Raw genomic sequence first — 21,009 nt, forward strand, 5'->3', positions numbered from 1 at the left:
ATGCAGGTCGTCCTCGCCACTCACAATCCGCACAAGGTCGCGGAGTTCGGGCAGATCGTCGCGCTGACCCGCCCGGACCTCGAGGTGATCGGATACGACGGTCCTGAGCCGGTCGAGGACGGCGTGACCTTCGCCGAGAACGCGCTCATCAAAGCGCGCGCCGCGGCCGCGCACACGGGGCTTCCCGCCATGGCCGATGACTCCGGCATCTGCGTCGACGTGCTGGGCGGATCGCCCGGCGTCTTCTCGGCGTATTGGGCGGGGCAGAAGAAGGACGCCGCGGCCAACCTCGAGCTGCTGCTCGATCAGCTCCGCGACATCGCCGACCCGCACCGGTCGGCGCACTTCACCTCGACCATTGCGCTCGTCGCACCGGACGGCGTCGAGCACGTGGTCGAGGGGATCTGGCCCGGTCGCCTGGCGCATGCTCCGGCGGGGGAGAACGGCTTCGGCTACGACCCGATCTTCATCCCCGACGGCCAGCAGGCAGGCGCCGAGCGCACCGCGGCCGAGCTGAGCGGCGACGAGAAGCAGTCCCAGTCGCACCGGGCCCGGGCGTTCGAGGCGCTCGTGCCCCTGCTGAAGACGCTCTGACTCCGCGCCGCGCGGCGACGTCGAGCGCGGCGCTACTGAGAATCGTTACCCTTCCCGACTAGCGGGAATGGCCTCTGACGGCCGATTCCGCTCGTAGCCTGGATGCATGCACGATCATGCGCACGGGATCCGAGGGGCCGGCAGTCGACGACTCCCGACGATCCCGCTGTGCCTGACGGCGACGGTGATGGCGGTCCAGATCGTCGGCGCGCTGATGACCGGATCCCTCGCGCTGCTCGCCGACGCGGCGCACATGTTCACCGACGCCTCGGCCCTCGTCATCGCGCTCATCGCCAGCACGGTGGCCGCGCGCCCGGCAGACGATCGGCGCACGTTCGGTTACCAGCGCGCCGAGGTGCTGGGCGCGCTCATCAACGCCATCATCCTCATCGTCCTGGCCACGAGCGTCGGCATCGAGGGCGTTCGCCGGCTCGTCGAGCCCGCAGAGGCCGAGGTCGCCGGCCCTCTCATGCTCGCGGTCGCCGTGATCGGACTCGTCGCCAACGCGGTCGCGATGTGGCTGCTCAGCTCGGCGCAGAAGACGAACATCAATGTCCGAGGCGCATACCTGGAAGTCATGGGCGACCTGATCGGCTCGGCGGCGGTCATCGTCGCCGCCGTCATCATCGTCACGACCGGATGGATGCCGGCAGATGCCATCGCCTCGCTGTTCATCGCCGTCATGATCATCCCGCGGGCCATCACGCTGCTGCGCGAGGTGTTCTCGGTCCTCGCCGAATCCGCGCCGAAGGACACCCACGTCAGCGAGATCCGCGACCACGTGCTCGGCTTCGACGGAGTCACCAGCGTCCACGACGTCCACGTGTGGCAGCTCACCCGTGGCGCGCCCGTGTTCACCGCGCACGTCGGCGTCGACCCCGCGGTGTTCGCACGGGGACAGGCAGGAGCACTGCTCGAGCAGCTCCAGGGATGCCTGGCCGAGCACTTCGACGTCGCGCACTCGACGTTCCAGCTCGAGCCGGACGGCCAGGCCGAGTGCACCGAAACGCACGCCTGAACCCGCACGCGGGTCACTCCACGCGGATGTCGGCGACCTCCTTGTCGGGCCGCAGGCCGCGCCAGCGCGCGTGACGCAGCGAGCCGTCACCGGTCCACCCGGCGAACTCCACTTCGCCGACGAGTTCGGGCCGCACCCACAGCGCGTCGCTCGCGTCGAGGTCGGGGACGCCCTCGAGATCGGTCTCCTCCGCGCGCAGCGGAGTGAGTCGCTCGAGCAGATCGCGCAGCATCCGATCGTCGAACCCGCTGCCGACGCGCCCGACGTAGCGCAGTGTTCCGTCGGCATCCGGAACGCCCAGCAGGAGTGACCCGAACGTCGCGGCGCGGTTGCCTTTTCCGGGGCGGATGCCGGCGATCACCACCTCCTGCGTTCTCGTGTGCTTGATCTTCAGCCAGTCGGCGGAACGGGTGCCCGGACGGTAGCGCGAGCCCGCGGCCTTCACCACGACCCCTTCCAGGTCGAGGTCCCGGCTGGTGCGCAGCGCGGCACCCAGATCGTCGAAGACCGGGGGCACGATGACAGGCCGGTCTGCGCTCTCGCCGAGCGTCTCCAGCAGGGCACGGCGGTCCCGCAGCGGGGTGCCGCTGAGATCGTGGCCGTCCAGTCGGACCAGGTCGAACAGGTGGTACGCGATCGGGGTGCGGACGACCTCGCGTTCGATCTCCCGCCCCTTCGTGAGGTGCATGCGGCGCTGCAGCAGCCCGAAGCTCGGTCGGCCGGACGCATCCAGCGCCACGATCTCGCCGTCGACGACGGCATCCGCGCACGCGAAGTGCGGGGCACCATCGGCGGTGAGTTCGGGGTAGCGCTCGGTGATGTCGGTGCCGCTGCGCGCGTGCAGGCGGAACCTGCCGTCCTGCCAGGTGCCGATGGCGCGGATGCCGTCCCACTTGATCTCGCTCCACGTGTCCTTCAGTGCAGCTGCGAGACCGGGCGTGCCCGTCTCGGCGAGCATCGGGCGGACGACACCCGCCGGGGAAGCCGGTTTCTGGTCCCTCATGCGATGCAGCAGCCAGGAGGACTTCTCGCCGGACCCGTCCGTGCGGATGAGGGCGAGCCGGGCGCGGCCCAGGGGGCCTTCGCCGCTGAACGTTCCGATGACCTCGTCGTCGCGCCACTTCTCGAGCTCGACGGTGCCCGAGTCCCAGATCGTCATGGTGCCCGCCCCGTACTCGCCGCGGGGGATCTCGCCGTGGAAGGTCAGATATTCGAGCGGATGCGGCTCGGTCATCACGGCGAGGCGGTTGCGCGCAGGGGCCTCCGGGACCCCCTTGGGCACAGCCCAGCTCACGAGCACGCCGTCGTGCTCGATGCGCAGATCGAAGTGCTTCGCGCGCGCATGGTGCTCCTGGATCACGAACCGGGGGAGCGGCCCCGCCGCGGTGACCGCTGTCCGCTCGGGAACGGGCTCGGGCGTGCGCGCGGCATCGCGCTTGGCGCGGTACGGGGCGAGCGCGGCATCCGCAGACGACGGTCCGAAGCCGGCGAACGGGTCGATGCCCTCCTCGGCCCGCTCGGCGACCTCGTCGAGGTCGAGATGGCGCAGCCCCGGGTCGTCGAGCTCGGCCCATGTGCGCGGCGCGGCGACGGTCGGCCGCGCTCTGCCGCGCAGTGAGTACGGCGAGATGGTCGTCTTGGAGCCGTTGTTCTGACTCCAGTCGATGAACACCCTGCCACCGCGGACGGCCTTCGTCATCGTGCTCGTCGCGAGGTCGGGGTGATCCGCCTCGATCGAACGGGCCAGCTCGTGCGCGATCGCTGACGCCTGGTCGCTCGTCTGACCACCATTCAGATGCGCGTACAGATGGATGCCCTTGCTGCCGCTCGTGACCGGCACCGGGTCGAGGCCGATGTCGGCGAGGATCTCGCGCGCGAGCCGGGCGATGTGGGCGCACTGGGCGAGATCGGCCCCCGGCCCGGGGTCGAGATCGAGGACCAGCCGGTCGGGGTTCCGGCGCTCGCCGCCTGACCCGAACCGCCATTGCGGAACGTGCAGCTCGACGCTGGCGATCTGCGCCATCCATACGAGGGTCGCCAGATCAGCGGCGATCGGGTACTCCTTCGCACCGCCGGAGTGCTCGATCGGCAGGCGCTGCACCCATTCGGGCGCCCCGCGCTCGATCTGCTTCGCGAAGAACGCCTCGCCCGGAGCATCCGCCGTGCCCACGCCCTCGACCCAGCGCTTGCGCGTGACGGGCCGGCGGGCCAGCAGCGGCAGCATCCGCGGGGCGACGCGCGTGTAGTAGGCGATCATCTCGCCCTTGGTCGTTCCCGTCTCGGGGTAAAGCACCTTGTCGAGGTTCGTCAGGCGCAGACGCCTGCCGTCGACCTCGACGACCTGCGCAGCGCTCGGCATGTTCGAAAGACTAGCCTCTGGCACCCGGGGCCCTCGGCAGTGTCTACTGGTCTCATGAGGTCGATCTGGAAGGGCGCCCTGACGTTCGGGCTGGTGAACGTGCCGGTGAAGGTGTACTCCGCCACCGAGGACCACGACGTCTCGCTGCACCAGGTGCATGACGAGGACGGCGGGCGGATCCGGTACAAGCGCACCTGCGAGGTGTGCGGCGAGGTCGTGCCGTACCAGAACATCGACCGCGCCTACGAGGACGACGGGCAGCTGGTCGTGCTCACCAAGGAGGATCTCGACGCGCTCCCCGCCGAGCGCAGCCGCGAGATCGACGTGGTCGAGTTCGTGCCGAGCGATCAGGTCGATCTGCTCACTCTCGACAAGGCCTACTACCTCGAACCCGACTCGAAGTCGCCCAAGGCGTACGTGCTGCTGCGCAAGACGCTCGAGCAGACCGATCGTACGGCGATCGTGCGCTTCACGCTTCGGCAGAAGACGCGGCTCGCGGCCTTGCGCGTACGCGGGGACGTGCTCGTGCTGCAGACGCTGCTGTGGGCCGACGAGGTGCGCGAGGCGTCGTTCGAGTCGCTCGATGAGGACGTGAAGATCTCGAAGAAGGAGCTCGAGCTCTCGGCGAACCTCGTCGACAGCTACTCGGGCGACTTCGACCCGGAGGCCTTCGTAGACGAGTACCAGAAAGAGCTGCGCACCCTCATCGACGCCAAGATCGAGGCCGGAGACACGTTCGACGTCGCCGAGACGTTCGCGGGCGGCGAGGATGCCGCGGGATCCGGCGGCGAGGTCATCGACCTCATGGAGGCTCTCAAGGCCAGCGTGGAGAAGTCGCGGGCCAAGAAGAAGGACGCGAGCTAGTGCTTGCCGTCTCCGTCGAGATCGGGTGCGCGGTCGAACACCTCTGAGTCGAGCGTGAGCGCGCGGGCCTCCGCGGCATCCGTGTCGGGATCGCCGCCGGCGACGAGCTCCTTGCGCACCTTGCGGCGTTCCGAGAAGTAGTGCCACAGGGTGATGATCGCGGTGCCTCCGACGGCGGCGAGCAGGATGATGTCGATGTACTCGGTCACCAGGTGCGCCACGAAGGGGATGTACGCGATCAGGTAGCCGAGCATCGTCAGCCCGAATCCCCAGAGGATCGCCCCGATGAGGTTGTACAGGCTGTACTTCTTCCACGGCATGTGGCCGACGCCCGCGGCTACAGGCGCGAAGGTGCGCACGATCGGCACGAATCGGGCCAGGATCACGGTGAGCCCGCCGAAGCGCTCGAAGAACGCGTTCGTGCGCTCGACGTTCTTGCGGCTGAACAGGCCCGACTCCTTGCGCTCGAAGACCGCCGGTCCGCCCTTGTGGCCGATGAGATAGCCGACCTCGCCGCCGACGAAAGCGGCGAGGCCGATGAGCAGCGAGACGACCCAGATGTTCATGCCGAACACGTCGCTGGTGTGCGTCAGAAGGCCCGAGATCACCAGCAGCGTGTCGCCGGGCAGGAGGAAGCCGACCAGCAGCCCCGTCTCGGCGAACACGATGAAGCAGACCACGAGCAGCGCCCAGGGTCCGGCCGCTGCGATGATCACCTCGGGGTCGAGCCAGGGGATGAGTGCGATCTGGTGCATGAGGTCCCGTCGTAGAAGAAGTCGTGCGGCGCTCAAGGGCTCTGGCCGAGCGGCCGAAGGCCGCTCCGCCCCCGGCCGAGGGGGTGCGGGGAGCATCATTCGTGATCCTGAGTTCGTCGTTTCGCGTGTGTTCGTCCGACGGTCAGAGCCTCGCTGGATCGAGTGTAGCGGCGACCTCCTGGGAAACCCGTAGGGAGGCTGGTCCCCGAGGATGGCGCGATCCCGGTCGCGTTCCATGTCCCGTTACACGGAATTTACTTGGGATGTGGTGGTGTAGTCGCGGGTTCTGTCCTATGGTTGCCGACATGGAACAGCGTGCCACGTCGTATCACTCGCAGGGCCTCGTGCGTGCGATCCGCCTTCTCGGCGCCCTCGAAGAAGCCGATCGTCCCCTCAGCCTTGCGTCGCTGTCGACGAGCCTCGACCTGCCCAAGTCGACCTTGGTCCGCCTGCTCGCGATCCTGGAGGAGCACGACTACGTGTTCCGCGAGGGGACCCCGCCCACCTTCGGCATCGGCCACGCCGTCTTCGAGCTCTCCGAGTCCTATCGTCGTCAGGTCGACGCCGACGCCCTCGCCTCGCCGTACCTGCGACGCGTCGCGGACGACACGGGCCTGACGGCCAACGTGGGGGTCCTTCAGGGCAGGTCCGTCCTCCACGTCTGCGTCGAGGAGCCCAGCCGCCCGCTGCGCTTCCGCTCCGCGAGCGGTTCGCTGGACCACGCATACTGCACGGGCCTCGGGAAGATGCTGCTCTCCGCCCTCGACCGCGACGCCGCGACCGCCCATCTGCCGGAGGAGCCGTTCACGGGGTACACGGACCACACGCTGACCAGCCGCGAGGCGCTCGATGCCGAGCTGGAGGCAGTGCGCGGGCGCGGCTTCAGCATCGATGACGAGGAACGAGATCCCGGTGTCACCTGCATCGCGGTGCCGATCGTCGCCGGATCGGTGAACGCGGCCGTCAGCGTTGCGGGCCCCTCGGCCGAGCTCGCCCCTGCCCGCCGCGCCGAACTGCTCGACGTCCTCCGGCGCAGCGCCGCCGAGCTCGCCGCGGACACACGCTTCGTGTCCGCCCTGCGGCTGTCCCGTTCCGCGTCGACAAGAGAGGATGCGTCCCGATGATCGTCGATGTCCATACCCACAACCTGCAGCCCGAGCACTGGGGCGAAGAGCATAAGAACAACTGGGAGCCGGCGTACGGTGAACCGTACCCTCGGATCTCGCCGCAGCAGTACGACGACGCCATGATCGAGGCTGGCGTCGACGTCGCCGTCGTGTTCGGGCTGGCGGCCAGCCGGGCCGGCGTGCACACCCCGAATGCGTTCGTGGCCGACTACTGCGCGCAGGTCACGACACCCACGGTCGCCTTCACCGCGCTCGATCCGCTCGACGTCGACTGGCGCGACCAGGTCGAGGAGGCGGTGTCCCTCGGGTTCCGCGGCGTGAAGCTCTACCCGGTGCTGAGCCTCTTCGACCCGCTGTCGGAGGACTTCGACGACTTCTACCGGCTGTGCGTCTCCCACGGGCTCGTCGTGCTCTGGCACATGGGCGCCACACCGAGCCCTCAGGGCCGGCTGTCCGTGAGCCAGCCGCTCGTCGTTGAGGAGGTCGCGCGCCGGCATCCGGAGCTGACGCAGATCATGGCGCACATGGGCCATCCCTGGCAGCTCGAGACGATGGTCGTCCTGCGCAAGCACGCGCGGGTGTTCTCGGACGTCTCCGCATCGTGGACCCGTCCGATGGCGGGGTTCCAAGCCCTCGTCGCGGCGCAGGAGTGGTCGGTGGCCGGCAAGCTCCTCTTCGGCTCCGACTTCCCGCTCTGGCGCCCGAAGGACGCGATCGCCGGCCTGCGCAGGCTCGCGGAGCTCCGCGCCGGGAACCTCCCGTTCGTGCGGGAGGAGACGGTGGAGGGCATCATCAACCGCGACGCGCTGGAACTGCTCGGGATCCCGGACCCGCGCGGCCGCAGCTGACGTCCGGCCGTCGACGCGGCTATTCGGAGGACGTCGTCGACACCGGCGGTCGGGGAGAGGACATCGACCCGACCGGTGCTCGGAGACCCCGGGCACCCCAACGATCTCGTATGCGCGAGAAGAAGGAGAGCAGGACAGTGGCACAGACAGCCTCGGAGATCACCGCCGAAGCGAGGGCCGTCATCCCCGGCGGCGTGAACTCCGCGACGCGCAACATCGGACAGCCGACGGGCTTCCGAACCGCATCGGGATCCCGCATCGTCGACTTCGACGGCAAGGAGTACATCGACTATCACGCCGCATTCGGCGCCATCCTCCTCGGCCATCGGGACGAGCGTGTCTCTTCGGCGGTCGCGGCGGCGCTGGAGGACATCGACCTGGTCGGCCTCGGCGTCACCGAGCTGGAGCTCGAGGTGGCCCGGCTCACCGCGCGACTGATCCCGTCGGTGGAGATGTCGATCAGCACGATGAGCGGGACGGAGGCCACGATGCAGGCCGTGCGCCTCGCCCGTGCGGTCACGGGGCGGAAGTTCCTCCTGAAGTTCCAGGGCTGCTTCCACGGATGGCACGACGCCGTCGCCCGCAACGTCATCTCCAGCCCGGAGCGCGCCTACGCCGTCGACCCCCTCTCGTCCGGCATCCTCGACGACGCGCTCCAGTCGACGCTGGTGGCCGAGTTCAACGATCTAGCCAGCGTCGAGGAGCTTTTCGCCGCCCACCCCGACCAGATCGCCGCCGTCATCCTCGAGCCGGTCCCGCATAACGTCGGAGCGCTGCTCCCCGACCAGGCGTTCCTGCAGGGACTGCGCGAGCTCACGCGCAAGGAGGGGAGCCTACTGATCTTCGACGAGGTCATCACCGGCTTCCGCCACGCCCCGGGCGGCTACCAGGAGCTGTGCGGGATCACCCCCGATCTCACGAGCTACGGCAAGGCGATGGGCAACGGCCTAGCGGTCGCCGGCCTCGGCGGGAGCGCAGAGCTCATGTCCCGCTTCTCCTCCGCGGGGGGCGACGTGGTGCTCGCGGGGACGTTCAACGGGAACCCGGTTTCGATGGCAGCGGCGATCGCGACCATGACCGTGGCGAGCGACCCCGCGGTCGGACTGCACGCCCACACGTCCCGCCTGGGCGATCGGATGCGCGACGGCATGCGCGGGATCGTCAATCGACTCGGCATCCCGGCCGTGGTCACGGGCATCGGCTCCGTCTTCGTCACGTACTTCCTGGAGGGCGAGGTCAAGGGCTATCGCGACCTGCTACGCAACGACGACACCGCGTACGCGACGTTCCATCGGCGGATGACGGACGCGGGGCACATGATGTACCCGATGTCGCTGAAGCGGAACCACATCTCGCTAGCGCACACGGCCGAGGACATCGACAGCACGCTGGAGGCGGCGGAGAGCGTGCTCGCGGGGATGCAGAAGGACGGTCTGCTCTCGTGACGGGGCGGCGGGTGCTCATCGTCGGCGCCGGTGCGATGGGACGGATCCACGCCGCAGCCGTGCGCGCGGCGGGCGACGTCATCAACGCCGTCGTCGACGCCGACACCCGCCGCGCCCGGACGCTCGATCCCGGGGCGGAGCTCTTTCTCTCCGTGGCGGACGCCCTGTCCGCGGGGGGAGGGCTGGACGCCGCGGTGGTCGCGACCCCCTCCAGCGCCCATCTCGAGCAGGTGCGTGCGCTCGCGGAGGCGGGTGTGCCGGTGCTCGTCGAGAAGCCGCACCGCGTCCCCGGTGAGGACCCGTCGTCGCTCCTCGAGGCGGAGCGCAGGGGCGCACGCGTCTTCGTCGGCATGTCGACGCGGCACTGGCCTGGCATCGAGGCGGCTGCGGATGCCGTCCGGGCGGGAGAGCTCGGCGAGATCCTCGCCTACACCGACCGGATGGCCTTCCGGCTGGCCGAGGAGAGTTTGCCGGCCTGGTACTTCGACGCGGCGGTCAGCGGCGGCGGCATCCTCGTGACGAACGGCGTGCATGCCCTGGACCGCGTTCGCAGCATCCTGGGCGCTCCGACCATCGATGCGGCGGAGATGCGCCGCATCGTCGACAGGGGCGACGTCGAGGAGATGGCGGTCCTGCGCGGGACGGTCGATCGGAGCGCCGTGCTGATCGAGTTGCTGTGGACCGGTTACCCGCCGCTGGGCGAGGGGCTCGTCATCAGCGGGACGAGGGGAGCGGCCTCGGTGCGGATGGACGGGAGCTGGTGCATCACGACCCAGGGGGGGGAGCGCAACGGACCGGCGATCGACCTGGACGTCACCCCGTTCCGGAGACAGTGGACGGCGTTCACGAACGCCGCCCCGGGCTTTTCGGTCCGCGACCTCGAGCCCACTCTCACCCTTATCGAGTCCATCTACAGGGAGCACAGCGATGACTGACCTCACCCTGCTTCTCTACCCGTGGGACGTGCAGGCCGCGGGGCCAGAGCGGATCGTCGCCGACGCCGCGGCGCTCGGTGTGACGCGCCTGCAGATCGCGACGGCGTATCACTCCGCAGAGATCATCGCTCCGCGCCGACGGACGGGTGTCTCGACGGTGGCTGAGGCGAACACCGTCCATCTCCCGTTGCCGCAGGGGACCTTCGGCGACCTCGCCATCCCCGCGTCACGAATCGCGACGACGGACCCCGACCTCTACCCGCGCCTGCGCACGTCCGCTGACGCCTCCGGCATCACGCTCGACGGCTGGACGGTCGCGCTCCACAACACCTCCCTCGCCACCGCGCGTCCCGATGCCGCCATCGAGAACTGCTTTGGCGACCGGTTCGTCCACGGCCTCTGCCCCGCCTCGCCCGCCGCGCGGCGTTACGCGGTTGAGCTCGTGGCAGGGGCCGCCGGCACGGGTCTCTTCGACCGGGTGATGGTGGAGAGCCTGTCCTACCTCCTGGTGGGACACGGACACCCCCACGAGCTGTGGGGCGCGAGGCTCGACGCCACGACGAGGTTTCTCCTCTCCCTCTGCTTCTGCGGGCACTGCCGGTCCGCCGCGGCGACGGCAGACATCGATGCCGACGAGGTGCGCGCCGCCGTCTGCGACCTGCTCGACCGGCTCTGGAACGCGGAGCACCCCCAGGGCCGTGACCCCGACACCGGCAACGAGATCACGTCGCTCCTTCTGGTGTGGCCGGACCTGGCGGCATACACGAGGATGCGAATGGACGTCGTGACGCGACTCGTCGTGGACGTCGCCGCCGCCGCCCGTGCGCGCGGGGCGAGGCTCGACCTCAGCGCTGCCGTCTGGGGCCGCCCCGCGCCGACCAACTGGACGGAGGGCGTCGACATCGCCCAGTCGCTGAGGACGGCCGACGGCTTCGTGCTGGAGAGTTACTTCCCCACGGCCGGGGAGGTGGCGGCGGAGATCGATCACGTCGACACGATCCGTCGGATCACCCCCGGCGCGACGGCCGATCTCGCCGTGGCGATCACGCTGTGGCCGAGCCTCTCTCCCACACGCGACTCCTTCCGCGCGAAGGTCGATGCTGTCCGCGGTGCCGGCGTCGGGACGCTCACGCTCTACAACTACGGGACGGCTCCGGCTCCCAGCCTCGACTGGGTCAGGGACGCCGCCGAGATGATGGGAACGCTGCGATGACGACCCTCACCGACACGCCCGTGCTTGTCCTCGACGAACGGCGCATGCAGCGGAACATCGATGAGATGGCGGCGGCCGTCGCCGCCGCGGGCGTGAGCCTCCGTCCGCACTTCAAGACGTCCAAGATGATCGAGGTCGCCCGGCGGCAGCTCGCCGCCGGCGCGGTCGGGATGACCTGCGCGACCCTGGCCGAGGCGGGTGCGCTCCTCGACGCCGGCATCACCGACCTCTTCTGGGCGAATGCGCCGGCGACCGCGCACAAGGCGGCGGCTGTCGTCGCGGCGAACCGCCGTGGCCGCGTGATCGTCGGCGTCGATTCGCTGGCGCTCGGCGAGAACCTCAGCGCGGCGGCGCGCGCGGAAGGCGCGGTCGTCGAGGTCCGGCTCGAGGTCGACACGGGTCTGCATCGCACCGGCGTCGCGCCCGAGGCCGCGGTCGAGCTCGCGCTGAGCCTCGCCGCGTTTCCCGGGATCGCCCTCGAAGGCGTCTACATGCACGAGGGGCAACTCGCCTCGATCCGCGGAGACCGTGCCGAGGTCAAGGCGGCAGGACGATCCGCATCGCATATGCTCGTCGAGACCGCCGATGCGATCCGCGCCGCCGGTCTCCCCCTGTCGTCCGTGTCGGTCGGGTCGACGCCCGGGTGGGACTCCGCTCCATTCGTGCCGGGGGTGACGGAGGCCCGCGCCGGCACCTACGTGTTCTTCGACGCGAACCAGTGGCGGCTGGGCTCTGCGCCGCTCGAGCGCACGGCGCTCCAACTGCACAGTACGGTTGTGAGCGGCCCCAGGGACGGCGAGGTTGTGATCGACGCCGGCATCAAGGCACTGAGCTCCGATGGCTCGAACCGCGACGCCACGTTCGGCATCGTCGTCGACGAGTCGCGGACGCCGCAGCGGATCGTCTTCGACCGCGCCTACGAGGAGCACGGCATCCTGCGCGGACCCGACGCGACGACGCACGCGGTGGGGGACCGCGTGCGGATCGTCCCGAACCATGCCTGCGGGATCGTCAACATGTGGAGCCGGGTCGTCGTCGTCGACGGGGACCGCGTCGTCGAAGAATGGCATCCCGTCGGCCGCTATTGAAACAGTGACGACGTCATACCCGATCGTCGTCAGCCACCAGAGAGGAAAGCCCGTTGAACACCAGGACCCCCTTCCGTGCATCGGCGGTGAGCGCCGTCGTGCTCAGCGCCGTCGTGCTCGCCGGATGCTCCGGAGCCAGCGATTCCGCCCCGTCCGACGCGGGCACAGCCCCGGAGACGGTCGTCGCGCTGGCCGGCGACATCGACAACTTCGACCCGCACACGAATCAGCTCAACATCTACGAGTACGCGATCAGGGAGCTGGTCTTCAGTTCCCTCGTCGACTACGACGTAGATCTCAACCTGCAGCCCGACCTAGCCGAGTATGAGGTCAACGAGGACGCGACGCAGTTCACGTTCTCCCTCGACGCCGACGCCGTCTTCCAGGACGGCACCGACGTCGACGCCGCAGCGGTCGTCTCCTCACTGGAGCGGGCGGCCGACGCCTCGAACTCGATCTGGTCGGGCCGACTGGCCGACGTCAAGAGCTACGAGACTCCCGATGACGACACCGTCGTGATCACACTGAACAGCCCGAATGCCGCGTTCCTGGCGGGCCTCGCCTCGATCGCGATCATCGCCCCGGACGCGACCGCCGACGTGGCCAAGAAGCCGGTCGGCTCCGGCCCGTACTCGTTCGTGAGCTGGACACCCAACAGCGAGATCGTGCTGGAGCGGTTCGACGACTACTTCGGCACCCAGGGTGCCAGTGAGAGGATCGTCTACAGGCCGGTCTCCGATCAGCAGGTCGCGCTGAACAACCTGTACAGCGGCGACATCGACATCATCAGCTCGATCACGTCGGCCACGAAGGGGCAGTTCGACGCCACCCGGGCTCAGCTCGTCGAGCCGAGCGCGAGCAACTCCATGTCGCTCATCGAGTTCAACTCGTCCGGTGCGCTGGCGGACGTGCGCGTGCGGCAGGCCCTCGCCTATGCGCTCGACAAGGACGCGATCCGCGAGATCGCGTACGGGGGTGCGGGCGCGAGCACGTGGAGCCCGCTGCCGGAGTCGAGCTGGGCGTACGCGGAGCAGACCGGTTATCCGTACGACCTCGACAAGGCCGAGGCGCTGCTCGTGGAGGCGGGGGCCGAGGGACTCAGTTTCACGTTGGAGATCCCGTCCGGGTTCCCCGACGCCGAGCAGATCGCACGCGTCTGGCAGTCGTCGTTGGCCGAGATCGGCGTCACACTGACGCCGAACGTGACCGAGCTCTCCGTCTGGCTGGACGCATACGTGTCCCGGTCCTACGACGCGACCTGGAACACGTTCAATGTAGGCGCCGACCCGAACTCGTACTTCGACATCATCATGCAGCCGCACCTCGCCGATGACTATCCGAACGCCCAGGTGCAGCAGCTCGTGTCCGACGCCGTCGCCGTCTCCGACGAGTCGGAGCGGGCGGAGATCTACGCGCAGCTGCAGAAGATCCTCGTCGACGAGCTGCCGGTCATGACCGTGCAGTCGACGCCGATCTACTCGGCGGCCGCGAACGGCGTGTCGGGATATGCCGTGAACCCCCTCGGCTGGTCGCTGCTGGCCGGGGCGTCGGTCTCCGAGTGATCCGGGGAGGGCGAGGAATATGAAACTGGCGAGACGCGCGGCGGTCGAGGCCGCCAAGCTCCTGGTCGTGCTCTGGCTCGTATCGGTGCTGGTGTTCCTCGCCCTCCGTCTCACACCCGGGGACCCCGCGGTCCTGCTGCTCGGCCCGCAGGCAGGGCGCCCGGACGCGGCGGCGACATTGGAGCGGCTTCGGCAGGAGATGGGGCTGGACCAGCCCTGGCCCGTGCAGTACGCCATCTGGCTTGGCAACATCCTGGGGGGAGACTTCGGGGAGTCGGCGCGTAGCGGCGAGCCAGTCGTCGCTCTCATCCTGCAGGCGTTGCCGTCGACGCTCTGGCTGATCGGGCTCACCGTCCTCGTGTCGGTCCCGATCGCGGTGCTCCTCGGGATGAGGGCCGCCTACCGGCCGACGGGGTGGCTCGCCCGGGTCGTCCGCGGCGGCACGACGGTCGCGATCGCCGTGCCGGGTGTCTGGCTCGGCCTGCTCCTCATCATCCTGTTCTCCGTGACTCTCCGCGCGCTCCCCTCCGGCGGCTTCGTTGATCCGTTCGACGACCTCGGCGGCTTCCTGTCGCATATGGTGCTGCCCGTGCTCACCCTCGCGGTCTTCCTCGCCGCCGTGCTCACGCGCTTCGTGTACGCGGAGGCCGTCGACGTGTTCCGCCAGGACTACATGCGCACGGCCCTGGCGATGGGGCTGTCCGAACGGAGACGCGTCTTCGTGTACGCGACGCGCAACGCCGTGCTTCCGATGATCACCATCGTCGGCGTGCAGATCGGTGCGCTGATCGGCGGGGGAGTCCTCGTCGAGGCGGTCTTCGGCCTCGGAGGACTCGGGCAGCTGCTGCTCAGCAGCGTCTTGAACAGGGACTATCTCGTCGTACAGGGCGCGGTGCTCCTGACGACGGTCTTCGTCCTACTGATCGGCTACCTCGCCGACATCGCGTACCGTCTCGTCGACCCGAGGATCAGCAAATGAGCACATCGACCCTTCGCGTCCCCGTCCGCGAGCGCGGCGGCATCTGGGCGCCCGTGCGTCGTCTTGGCCCCGCCCGCCTCGTCATGATCGTCTTCGGGGTGGTCGTGCTCCTCATGGCGCTGTGGCCGGGCCTCTTCTCGCCGCACTCGCCGACGGCCATCGATGCCACGGCGATCCTGCAGCCGCCGAGCCTGGCGCATCCGATGGGCACCGACGAGGCGGGTGCGGACATCTGGGCGCGGATCGTGCACGCCGTCCGGCTCGAGATCCTCATCGCGGCGGGCAGCGTGCTGATCGCCCTCCTCATCGGCGTGCCCACCGGTCTCATCGCCGGCAGCTCACGCCGCTGGCCGGACTGGGCCCTCTCCAGCACAGCCTCGGCGACGCTGGCCTTCCCCCTCATCCTCTTCGCCATCCTCATGGTCGCGAGCTTCGGGGCGAGCGGGACAAGCCTGACGGCGATCATCGGCTTCCTGTTCTTCCCCCGTGTCTTCCTTCTCGTCCGGGCTCAGACCAGGTCGCTGCGGGAGCGCGATTTCATCACCGCCGTCCGCGTGGTGGGGGCGGGCCCCGTCCGCACGCTCGTGCGTCACATCCTGCCGAACGCCGCCGGCCCTCTCGCCACCCTCGTGCCGCAGCTCATGTCGGAGGCCATCCTCATCGAGGCCGGTCTCAGCTACCTCGGCCTGGGCGTACCGCTTCCTCAAGCGACCTGGGGGACGATCCTCGAGTCGTCGAAGGACTACTACATGACGGCGCCGTACTATGCGGTCGCCGCCGGCGTCGCGATCACTCTCGTCGCCGCGGCGCTCATGTACGCGGGCGAGCTCATTGCGGAGTCCACCAATCCGCTGCGCCGGAGGAGGACCGCATGACCGGGTTCACGATCCGCGGAGCGCGTGTGGTCGACGGCACCGGTGCACCCGCCGTCACCGCCGACGTCGTCGTCCGTGACGGGCGCATCGCGACGATCGGCGAGGGTGAGTCCTCCGGCCGTCGCGTCGACGCCGACGGCCTCGTCCTGGCGCCGGGGTTCATCGACATGCACGCGCACTCCGACCTCTCCCGGTTCGCCTATCCCGGCGGGGAGACGAGGGCGCTCCAGGGGATCACCACGGAGGTGGTCGGCAACTGCGGCATGAGCCCGGCGCCGGCGTCCGACCCGGGCTTCCGCGACACGATCGGCACGATCGACGTCGCGCCCCTCGGGGACTTCGCCTGGAGCACCCCGGTCGAGTACCTCGACGCGGTGGCCGAGGTGGAGGCCTCGACGAACATCGTCGCGCTCCTCGGCCATGGGGGAGTCCGTCGCGCCGTCCTCGGCGCGGACACGGCCCCCGCGGGGGAACGGGAGCGGGCGCAGATGGCGGCGATCGTCGACGATGCGATGGCCGCGGGCTACGCGGGGCTGAGCCTCGGACTGATGTACGCCCCGGGGGAACTGAGCGACGCGGCAGAGCTCGTCGCCCTCGCGGAGGTCGTCGCCAGGCGCGGAGGGTTCCTCGCGACCCACATGCGCGCGTACGACGCCGCAGAGTTGCCCGCCGCGATGCGCGAGGTCCTGGAGATCACCGCCGCCGCGCACGTGCCGTTGCAGATCTCGCACCTCCGTTCGATCGCAGACCCGTCCGGGGCGGGGCTGGACGAGGCTCTCGCACTGCTGGACGACGCCGGTGCCGACGTGGAGGCCGACGCCTATCCCTATCTCGCCGGGCACACCACGGGACTGCAGCTGCTGCCGTCGCGTCTGCGCGCGCTCGGACCGGGAGAGGCGCTCCGGCGACTCCGCGAGGAACGCGCCGACGTCCTCGCCAGCTCTGCTCGGAGCGGGCCTTCGGCGCCGACGCCATCACGGTGGCACGCACCGGCGTGCGCCCGACGGCGGACGTCGGGCGCACGCTCGCGGAGATCGTCGCGGCGGACCCCGGGCGCGGGGACTGGGCCGGCATCCTGCTCGATCTTCTCCTCCTGCACGACGGACTCGTCGACGTCATCGTCGTCGGGACCCGCCCGGAGGATGCGAGGCGGGTCATGCAGCATCCGCGGGTCGGCATCGCCTCGGACGGTGTCGCACTCGGGCTCGACCACGACCTCAATCGCCCCCATCCCCGTTCCATCGGCACGTTCCCGCGCGCGATGCGGGAGCTCCTCGACGACGGCATGGGCATCGAGGAGATCGTCTGGAAGATGACGGGGAAGGCGGCGCGGCGGCTCGGGCTGGTCGATCGCGGGAGGATCGAGGTCGGCGCGGTCGCGGACCTGGTTCTGTTCGACCCCGACCGCGTTCACGATCGCGCGACCTATGCGGATCCGCTCGTCGTCCCCGCCGGCATCGAACGCGTGTGGGTCGGCGGCCAGGTCATCGCCGAGGACGGCCACATCACCGGGCGGCTGCCCGGGGGACTGCTGAGGAGGCAACGGTGACAGGTGCACTGCTGGAAGTCGACGGACTCGCCATTGACTACGGGACCGGGCGCAACATCGTCGAGGGCGTGTCCTTCGCGATCGAAGCCGGACGCACCCTCGGCATCGTCGGAGAATCCGGATCGGGGAAGTCCTCGGTGGCTCGCGCCGTGCTGGGACTGACCCCCTACGCGGGGTCGGCACGGTTCGACGGACGCGAGCTCGCCGCCCAGTCGAGGACGGTCTGGCGGGCCACGCGTGCCCGGCTGCAGATGGTCTTCCAGGACCCCTACTCGACGCTGGATCCGCGGATGCGCGTCGGCGCCCAGATCGCCGAGCCGCTGCTCGTGCACGGTGCCGCCGACGCACGAGCGGCCCGCCTGCGCGTGGGGGAGCTACTCGAGCGCGTCGGGCTCGACCCGGCGATGGCGACTCGGTATCCGCACGAGTTCTCCGGGGGACAGCGTCAGCGCATCGCGATCGCTCGGGCCGTGGCCCTCAACCCGGATCTCATCGTGTGCGACGAGCCCACCAGCGCGCTCGACGTCTCGGTCCAGTCGCAGGTTCTCGATCTGCTCCAGGACCTGCAGTCCGAGTTCGGCATCGCCTACCTGTTCATCGCGCACAACCTCGGCGTCGTGCGCCGCATGTCCCACGACGTCGCCGTGATGAGCCAGGGGCGCGTCGTGGAAGCCGGCGCGGTCGACGAGGTCTTCGACCATCCCACGGATCCGTACACGCGTGCGTTGCTGGACGCGGTCCTCGAACCGGACCCGGTGGAGCGGCACCGGGCGCCGTCGATCCCCGAGGGGCTGACCAGCCCCCTGCACACCCTTTCTTCCGAGGAGGGGGAGGAGCGATGACCCTGCTGTCGATCGAGAACCTGAGCATCACGTTCGAGGGAGCGCCCGCACCGGCGGTCACCAGCGTGTCCATCGAGGTCGAGCCCGGAGCGCGCGTCGGCATCATCGGCGAGTCCGGGTCTGGGAAGTCTGTCACCGCGATGAGCGTGCTGAGGCTCAACGACGAGTCGATTATGGTGTACGGAGACGCGTCGCGTGTGATGTTCGACGGCAAGGACCTGCTGCGCGCAGACGACCGTGCACTGCGAGAGATCAGGGGTCGGCGCATCTCGATGATCTTCCAGGACCCGATGTCCGTCCTCAACCCCGTGTTCACGGTGGGTGCCCAGATCGTCGACGTGCTGCGCGCGCACTCCTCGACGACCAGGAAGGCGGCGCGCAGTGCCGTCGTCCGCAGCCTCGCCGAGGTCGGCATCCGCGATCCCGACCGCGTCTTCGATCAGTACCCGCACGAGCTGAGCGGCGGGATGCGGCAGCGCGTGATGATCGCGATGGCCATCGCGTCCCGTCCGCGGCTCCTGATCGCGGACGAGGCGACCAGCGCCCTCGATGTGACGGTCCAAGCTGCCGTGCTCGGCACGCTGGATCGCCTGGCCGTCGAGCGCGACATGGCGGTCCTGATGATCACGCACGACATGGGCGTGGTGGCCAGGTTCTGCGACGTCGTCTACGTGATGTATCGCGGGGACGTGGTTGAGCACGGTCCCGTCAGCCAGATCCTGCTCGCGCCGCAGCACGAGTACACCCGACGTCTGCTGACCGCCGTCCCTCGCCTTCGGGGATGACGGTGCGGACATGACAAACAAGAGAGAGGACCCCATGATCTCCAACGTCTCCAGCCCGGATGCTCCGCCTCCCGCCGGACCCTACGCGCAGGCCGCCCTCTCGGGGGGATTCGCCTTCCTCGCGGGCCAAGGGCCCTTCGATGAGAACGGGCAGCGGGTCGGTGCGACCTTCGCAGATCAGGTGCGACGGACCTTCGCGAACCTCGAGACAGTCGCGCAGGCCGCCGGCTCGAGCCTCGCCAACGCGGGGCGCTACGGCGTGTATCTGCGCAACCCCGACGACTTTGCCGAGTTCAACGAGATCGCGCGCGAGTTCCTCAGCGAGCCGCTGCCGGCCCGGACGACGATCGAGGCCGCGCTGCGCGGATTCGACATCGAGATCGACGCGATCGTCGTCGTTCCTGGTGATCGCTGATGCGCCTGTGCGTGCTCGACGGCCGCTCCACGCTACTCACGGCTGAGGGTGAGGTCGACGTCGAGACGGCGAGCGGCGGGCGGTTCTCCCGCGATGTCGCGCGCCTCTACACCGAGTGGACGGTCTTCCGTCTCTGGGCGGATGGATTCGAGGACGCACCGGGGGACGCCCAGCCCGAGCTCGACCGTCTCGGCGCGCTCTCTCCGTCGCCCTCACAGGTGCTCGCGATCGGCCTCAATTACGTCGACCACGCCGCGGAGTCCGGTTTCGCCGTCCCCGAGGTCCCGATCGTCTTCACCAAGTTCCCGTCGTCCGTCGCCGGGCCGGGGGAGGACGTGCGTCTCACGGGCGACGAGGTCGACTGGGAGATCGAGATCGTCGCCGTGATCGGTACCGGCGGGCGGTCGATCCCCGCCGAGCGGGCGTGGGAGGCGATCGCGGGTCTCACGATCGGGCAGGACTACTCCGATCGGGCCGTGCAGTTCGCGGGCGCACCGGTGCAGTTCTCGCTCGGCAAGTCGTTCGCCGGCTTCGCGCCGATCGGTCCTGTGCTGGTGACCCCCGACGCGCTTCCCGATCCCGCGGAGGTTGTCCTCGAATGCGCGGTGGCGGGGGAGATCATGCAACGTGCGCCCCTCGCCGACCTCATCTTGCCGATCCCCGCACTGATCGAGTTCCTGTCGGACGTCGTCGAACTGCGACCGGGCGACCTCGTGTTCACGGGGACGCCGCCGGGCGTGGGCTTCGGGCGTGAGCCTCGGCGATACCTCGCCGCAGGCGAGACTGTGCGCTCGAGCGCGACCGGGATCGGCTGGATGAGTCAGACGTTCCGCTGAGGGCCGTCGTCGGCTTCCTGGCCGAGGGACGGGCAGGTGGAGGCCGATCCGTGCGGAAGGCGGGACTTGAACCCGCACGCCCTGAGGCACAGGAACCTAAATCCTGCGTGTCTACCGATTTCACCACTCCCGCGCAGGGTTCAGTCTAGATGCCCGCCGGCAACCGCCGCAGACGGGAAGCCGTCGCGATCGTGACGGGGATCCTGACGCCGCCTGTGGATAACTTTCACGGCCGATTCGGGATTCTTGCGAGGATGCCGGGGTGAGCCAGCCGTCCCTCGTCGTCGCCGAACGCGTGCGCCGTCGTCTGCGCGCCGAACGCACCGATCCCGCGCTCGCCCCCGACGAGGCCAGACGCATCGCGCAGGCCGAGGTCCGCCGCTACAACGACCTCGCCCTGTCGCGCGGCGACGCGATGATCGACGACGAATCGGCGCTGGTGCGCGACGTGCTGGCGTCGGTCAGCGGATTCGGCGTTCTGCAGCCGCTGCTGGACGATCCGACGATCGAGGAGGTCTGGCTCAACGGCCCCGATCGCGTCTACGTGGCTCGGGGCGGCGTCTCGGAGCGCATCGAGCTAGGGCTCACCGATGCCGTGCTGCGCGACCTCGTCGAGCGGATGCTGCAGTCCACGGGCCGACGCGTCGACATCAGCCAGCCGTTCGTCGACGCGTCGCTGCCGGACGGGTCAAGACTCCACGTCGCGATCGCGGATGTCGTCCGCGGGTCGTGGGCCGTGAACATCCGCAAGTTCCTGCCCGGCTACCGCACCCTGGAGGCGCTCGTCGAGCTCGGCACGATGCCGGCCGACGTCGCCGAGCTGCTGCGGCGGGCGATGCGCGACGGATCCAGCATCATCGTCTCGGGCGCGACCCACGCGGGCAATACCACATGGAATCTCTGACGCCACTACTGAGTAC

General features: G+C 69.4%; 20 protein-coding genes, 1 tRNA gene and 1 pseudogene. 19 read left to right on the plus strand and 3 right to left on the minus strand.

What is annotated here, in order from left to right:
* A complete protein-coding gene (gene rdgB, locus HWX58_RS03060) occupies positions 1 to 594 on the plus strand; it encodes an RdgB/HAM1 family non-canonical purine NTP pyrophosphatase (RefSeq protein ID WP_250646058.1) in 594 nt (197 codons plus the stop codon).
* 106 nt (positions 595 to 700) lie between these two features.
* Entirely contained in the window at positions 701 to 1,612 is a 912-nt protein-coding gene (locus tag HWX58_RS03065; protein ID WP_175985575.1) for a cation diffusion facilitator family transporter, read from the plus strand.
* Between the two features lie 13 nt (positions 1,613 to 1,625).
* Here HWX58_RS03065 and HWX58_RS03070 read toward each other — a convergent pair whose 3' ends face one another.
* The gene (locus HWX58_RS03070) at positions 1,626 to 3,971 is read right to left on the minus strand and encodes an ATP-dependent DNA ligase (RefSeq protein WP_175985576.1); all 2,346 of its coding nucleotides are present in this window, start codon (positions 3,969 to 3,971) and stop codon (positions 1,626 to 1,628) included.
* A gap of 54 nt (positions 3,972 to 4,025) precedes the next feature.
* Here HWX58_RS03070 and ku point away from each other — a divergent pair, with 54 nt between their 5' ends.
* Entirely contained in the window at positions 4,026 to 4,835 is an 810-nt protein-coding gene (gene ku, locus HWX58_RS03075; RefSeq protein WP_175985577.1) for a non-homologous end joining protein Ku, read from the plus strand.
* On the opposite strand, the gene HWX58_RS03080 is transcribed toward ku, so the two are convergent.
* The gene (locus HWX58_RS03080) at positions 4,832 to 5,590 is read right to left on the minus strand and encodes a DedA family protein (RefSeq protein ID WP_175985578.1); all 759 of its coding nucleotides are present in this window, start codon (positions 5,588 to 5,590) and stop codon (positions 4,832 to 4,834) included. The genes ku and HWX58_RS03080 overlap by 4 nt on opposite strands.
* Positions 5,591 to 5,895: 305 nt before the next feature.
* Here HWX58_RS03080 and HWX58_RS03085 point away from each other — a divergent pair, with 305 nt between their 5' ends.
* The 15 genes and pseudogenes from HWX58_RS03085 to HWX58_RS03155 all read left to right on the plus strand — a co-directional run bounded on the left by HWX58_RS03085 (position 5,896) and on the right by HWX58_RS03155 (position 20,089).
* Positions 5,896 to 6,714 carry an IclR family transcriptional regulator gene (locus HWX58_RS03085; RefSeq protein ID WP_175985579.1) on the plus strand — a complete coding sequence of 273 codons (819 nt, stop codon included), beginning with the start codon at positions 5,896 to 5,898 and terminating at the stop codon, positions 6,712 to 6,714.
* Positions 6,711 to 7,565: an amidohydrolase family protein gene (locus HWX58_RS03090; RefSeq protein WP_175985580.1), complete on the plus strand. Its 855-nt coding sequence runs from the start codon at positions 6,711 to 6,713 to the stop codon at positions 7,563 to 7,565. Before HWX58_RS03085 ends, HWX58_RS03090 begins: the two co-directional genes overlap by 4 nt.
* Positions 7,566 to 7,702: 137 nt before the next feature.
* Complete coding sequence (locus tag HWX58_RS03095) at positions 7,703 to 9,010, plus strand: aspartate aminotransferase family protein (protein ID WP_217702934.1); 1,308 nt, start codon at positions 7,703 to 7,705, stop codon at positions 9,008 to 9,010.
* Positions 9,007 to 9,945 (plus strand): Gfo/Idh/MocA family protein, encoded by a 939-nt coding sequence (locus tag HWX58_RS03100; RefSeq protein WP_175985582.1) that lies wholly within the window; start codon positions 9,007 to 9,009, stop codon positions 9,943 to 9,945. The genes HWX58_RS03095 and HWX58_RS03100 overlap by 4 nt, the downstream gene beginning before the upstream one ends.
* On the plus strand, positions 9,938 to 11,158 hold the full coding sequence (locus HWX58_RS03105) for a hypothetical protein (protein ID WP_175985583.1): 1,221 nt from the start codon (positions 9,938 to 9,940) through the stop codon (positions 11,156 to 11,158). The genes HWX58_RS03100 and HWX58_RS03105 overlap by 8 nt, the downstream gene beginning before the upstream one ends.
* Positions 11,155 to 12,246, plus strand: coding sequence for an alanine racemase (locus tag HWX58_RS03110; protein WP_175985584.1), 1,092 nt, complete (start codon positions 11,155 to 11,157; stop codon positions 12,244 to 12,246). The genes HWX58_RS03105 and HWX58_RS03110 overlap by 4 nt, the downstream gene beginning before the upstream one ends.
* 53 nt (positions 12,247 to 12,299) lie before the next feature.
* On the plus strand, positions 12,300 to 13,808 hold the full coding sequence (locus tag HWX58_RS03115; protein ID WP_175985585.1) for an ABC transporter substrate-binding protein: 1,509 nt from the start codon (positions 12,300 to 12,302) through the stop codon (positions 13,806 to 13,808).
* Positions 13,809 to 13,827: 19 nt separating this feature from the next.
* Positions 13,828 to 14,787: an ABC transporter permease gene (locus HWX58_RS03120; protein WP_175985586.1), complete on the plus strand. Its 960-nt coding sequence runs from the start codon at positions 13,828 to 13,830 to the stop codon at positions 14,785 to 14,787.
* Positions 14,784 to 15,662 (plus strand): ABC transporter permease, encoded by an 879-nt coding sequence (locus HWX58_RS03125; protein ID WP_175985587.1) that lies wholly within the window; start codon positions 14,784 to 14,786, stop codon positions 15,660 to 15,662. Before HWX58_RS03120 ends, HWX58_RS03125 begins: the two co-directional genes overlap by 4 nt.
* A pseudogene (locus HWX58_RS14990) lies at positions 15,659 to 16,447 on the plus strand (amidohydrolase family protein); the annotation flags it as partial. The gene HWX58_RS03125 and the pseudogene HWX58_RS14990, both read left to right, overlap by 4 nt.
* Before the next feature lie 371 nt (positions 16,448 to 16,818).
* Entirely contained in the window at positions 16,819 to 17,211 is a 393-nt protein-coding gene (locus tag HWX58_RS03135; RefSeq protein WP_250646059.1) for an amidohydrolase family protein, read from the plus strand.
* Positions 17,208 to 18,053 carry an ATP-binding cassette domain-containing protein gene (locus tag HWX58_RS03140; RefSeq protein WP_217702935.1) on the plus strand — a complete coding sequence of 282 codons (846 nt, stop codon included), beginning with the start codon at positions 17,208 to 17,210 and terminating at the stop codon, positions 18,051 to 18,053. Before HWX58_RS03135 ends, HWX58_RS03140 begins: the two co-directional genes overlap by 4 nt.
* A complete protein-coding gene (locus HWX58_RS03145) occupies positions 18,050 to 18,838 on the plus strand; it encodes an ABC transporter ATP-binding protein (RefSeq protein WP_175985590.1) in 789 nt (262 codons plus the stop codon). The genes HWX58_RS03140 and HWX58_RS03145 overlap by 4 nt, the downstream gene beginning before the upstream one ends.
* Before the next feature lie 10 nt (positions 18,839 to 18,848).
* A complete protein-coding gene (locus HWX58_RS03150) occupies positions 18,849 to 19,253 on the plus strand; it encodes a RidA family protein (RefSeq protein ID WP_217702936.1) in 405 nt (134 codons plus the stop codon).
* The gene (locus tag HWX58_RS03155) at positions 19,253 to 20,089 is read left to right on the plus strand and encodes a fumarylacetoacetate hydrolase family protein (protein WP_175985591.1); all 837 of its coding nucleotides are present in this window, start codon (positions 19,253 to 19,255) and stop codon (positions 20,087 to 20,089) included. Before HWX58_RS03150 ends, HWX58_RS03155 begins: the two co-directional genes overlap by 1 nt.
* A gap of 51 nt (positions 20,090 to 20,140) precedes the next feature.
* Here the strand turns inward: HWX58_RS03155 and HWX58_RS03160 are convergent.
* Positions 20,141 to 20,222, minus strand: a tRNA-Leu gene (locus tag HWX58_RS03160).
* 129 nt (positions 20,223 to 20,351) lie between these two features.
* On the opposite strand from HWX58_RS03160, the gene HWX58_RS03165 reads away from it, so the two are divergent.
* Positions 20,352 to 20,993: an ATPase, T2SS/T4P/T4SS family gene (locus tag HWX58_RS03165; protein WP_175985592.1), complete on the plus strand. Its 642-nt coding sequence runs from the start codon at positions 20,352 to 20,354 to the stop codon at positions 20,991 to 20,993.
* Positions 20,994 to 21,009 lie beyond the last annotated feature (16 nt).

The organism is Microbacterium tenebrionis, assembly GCF_903645325.1.
Classification (GTDB): Bacteria; Actinomycetota; Actinomycetes; order Actinomycetales; family Microbacteriaceae; genus Microbacterium; species Microbacterium tenebrionis.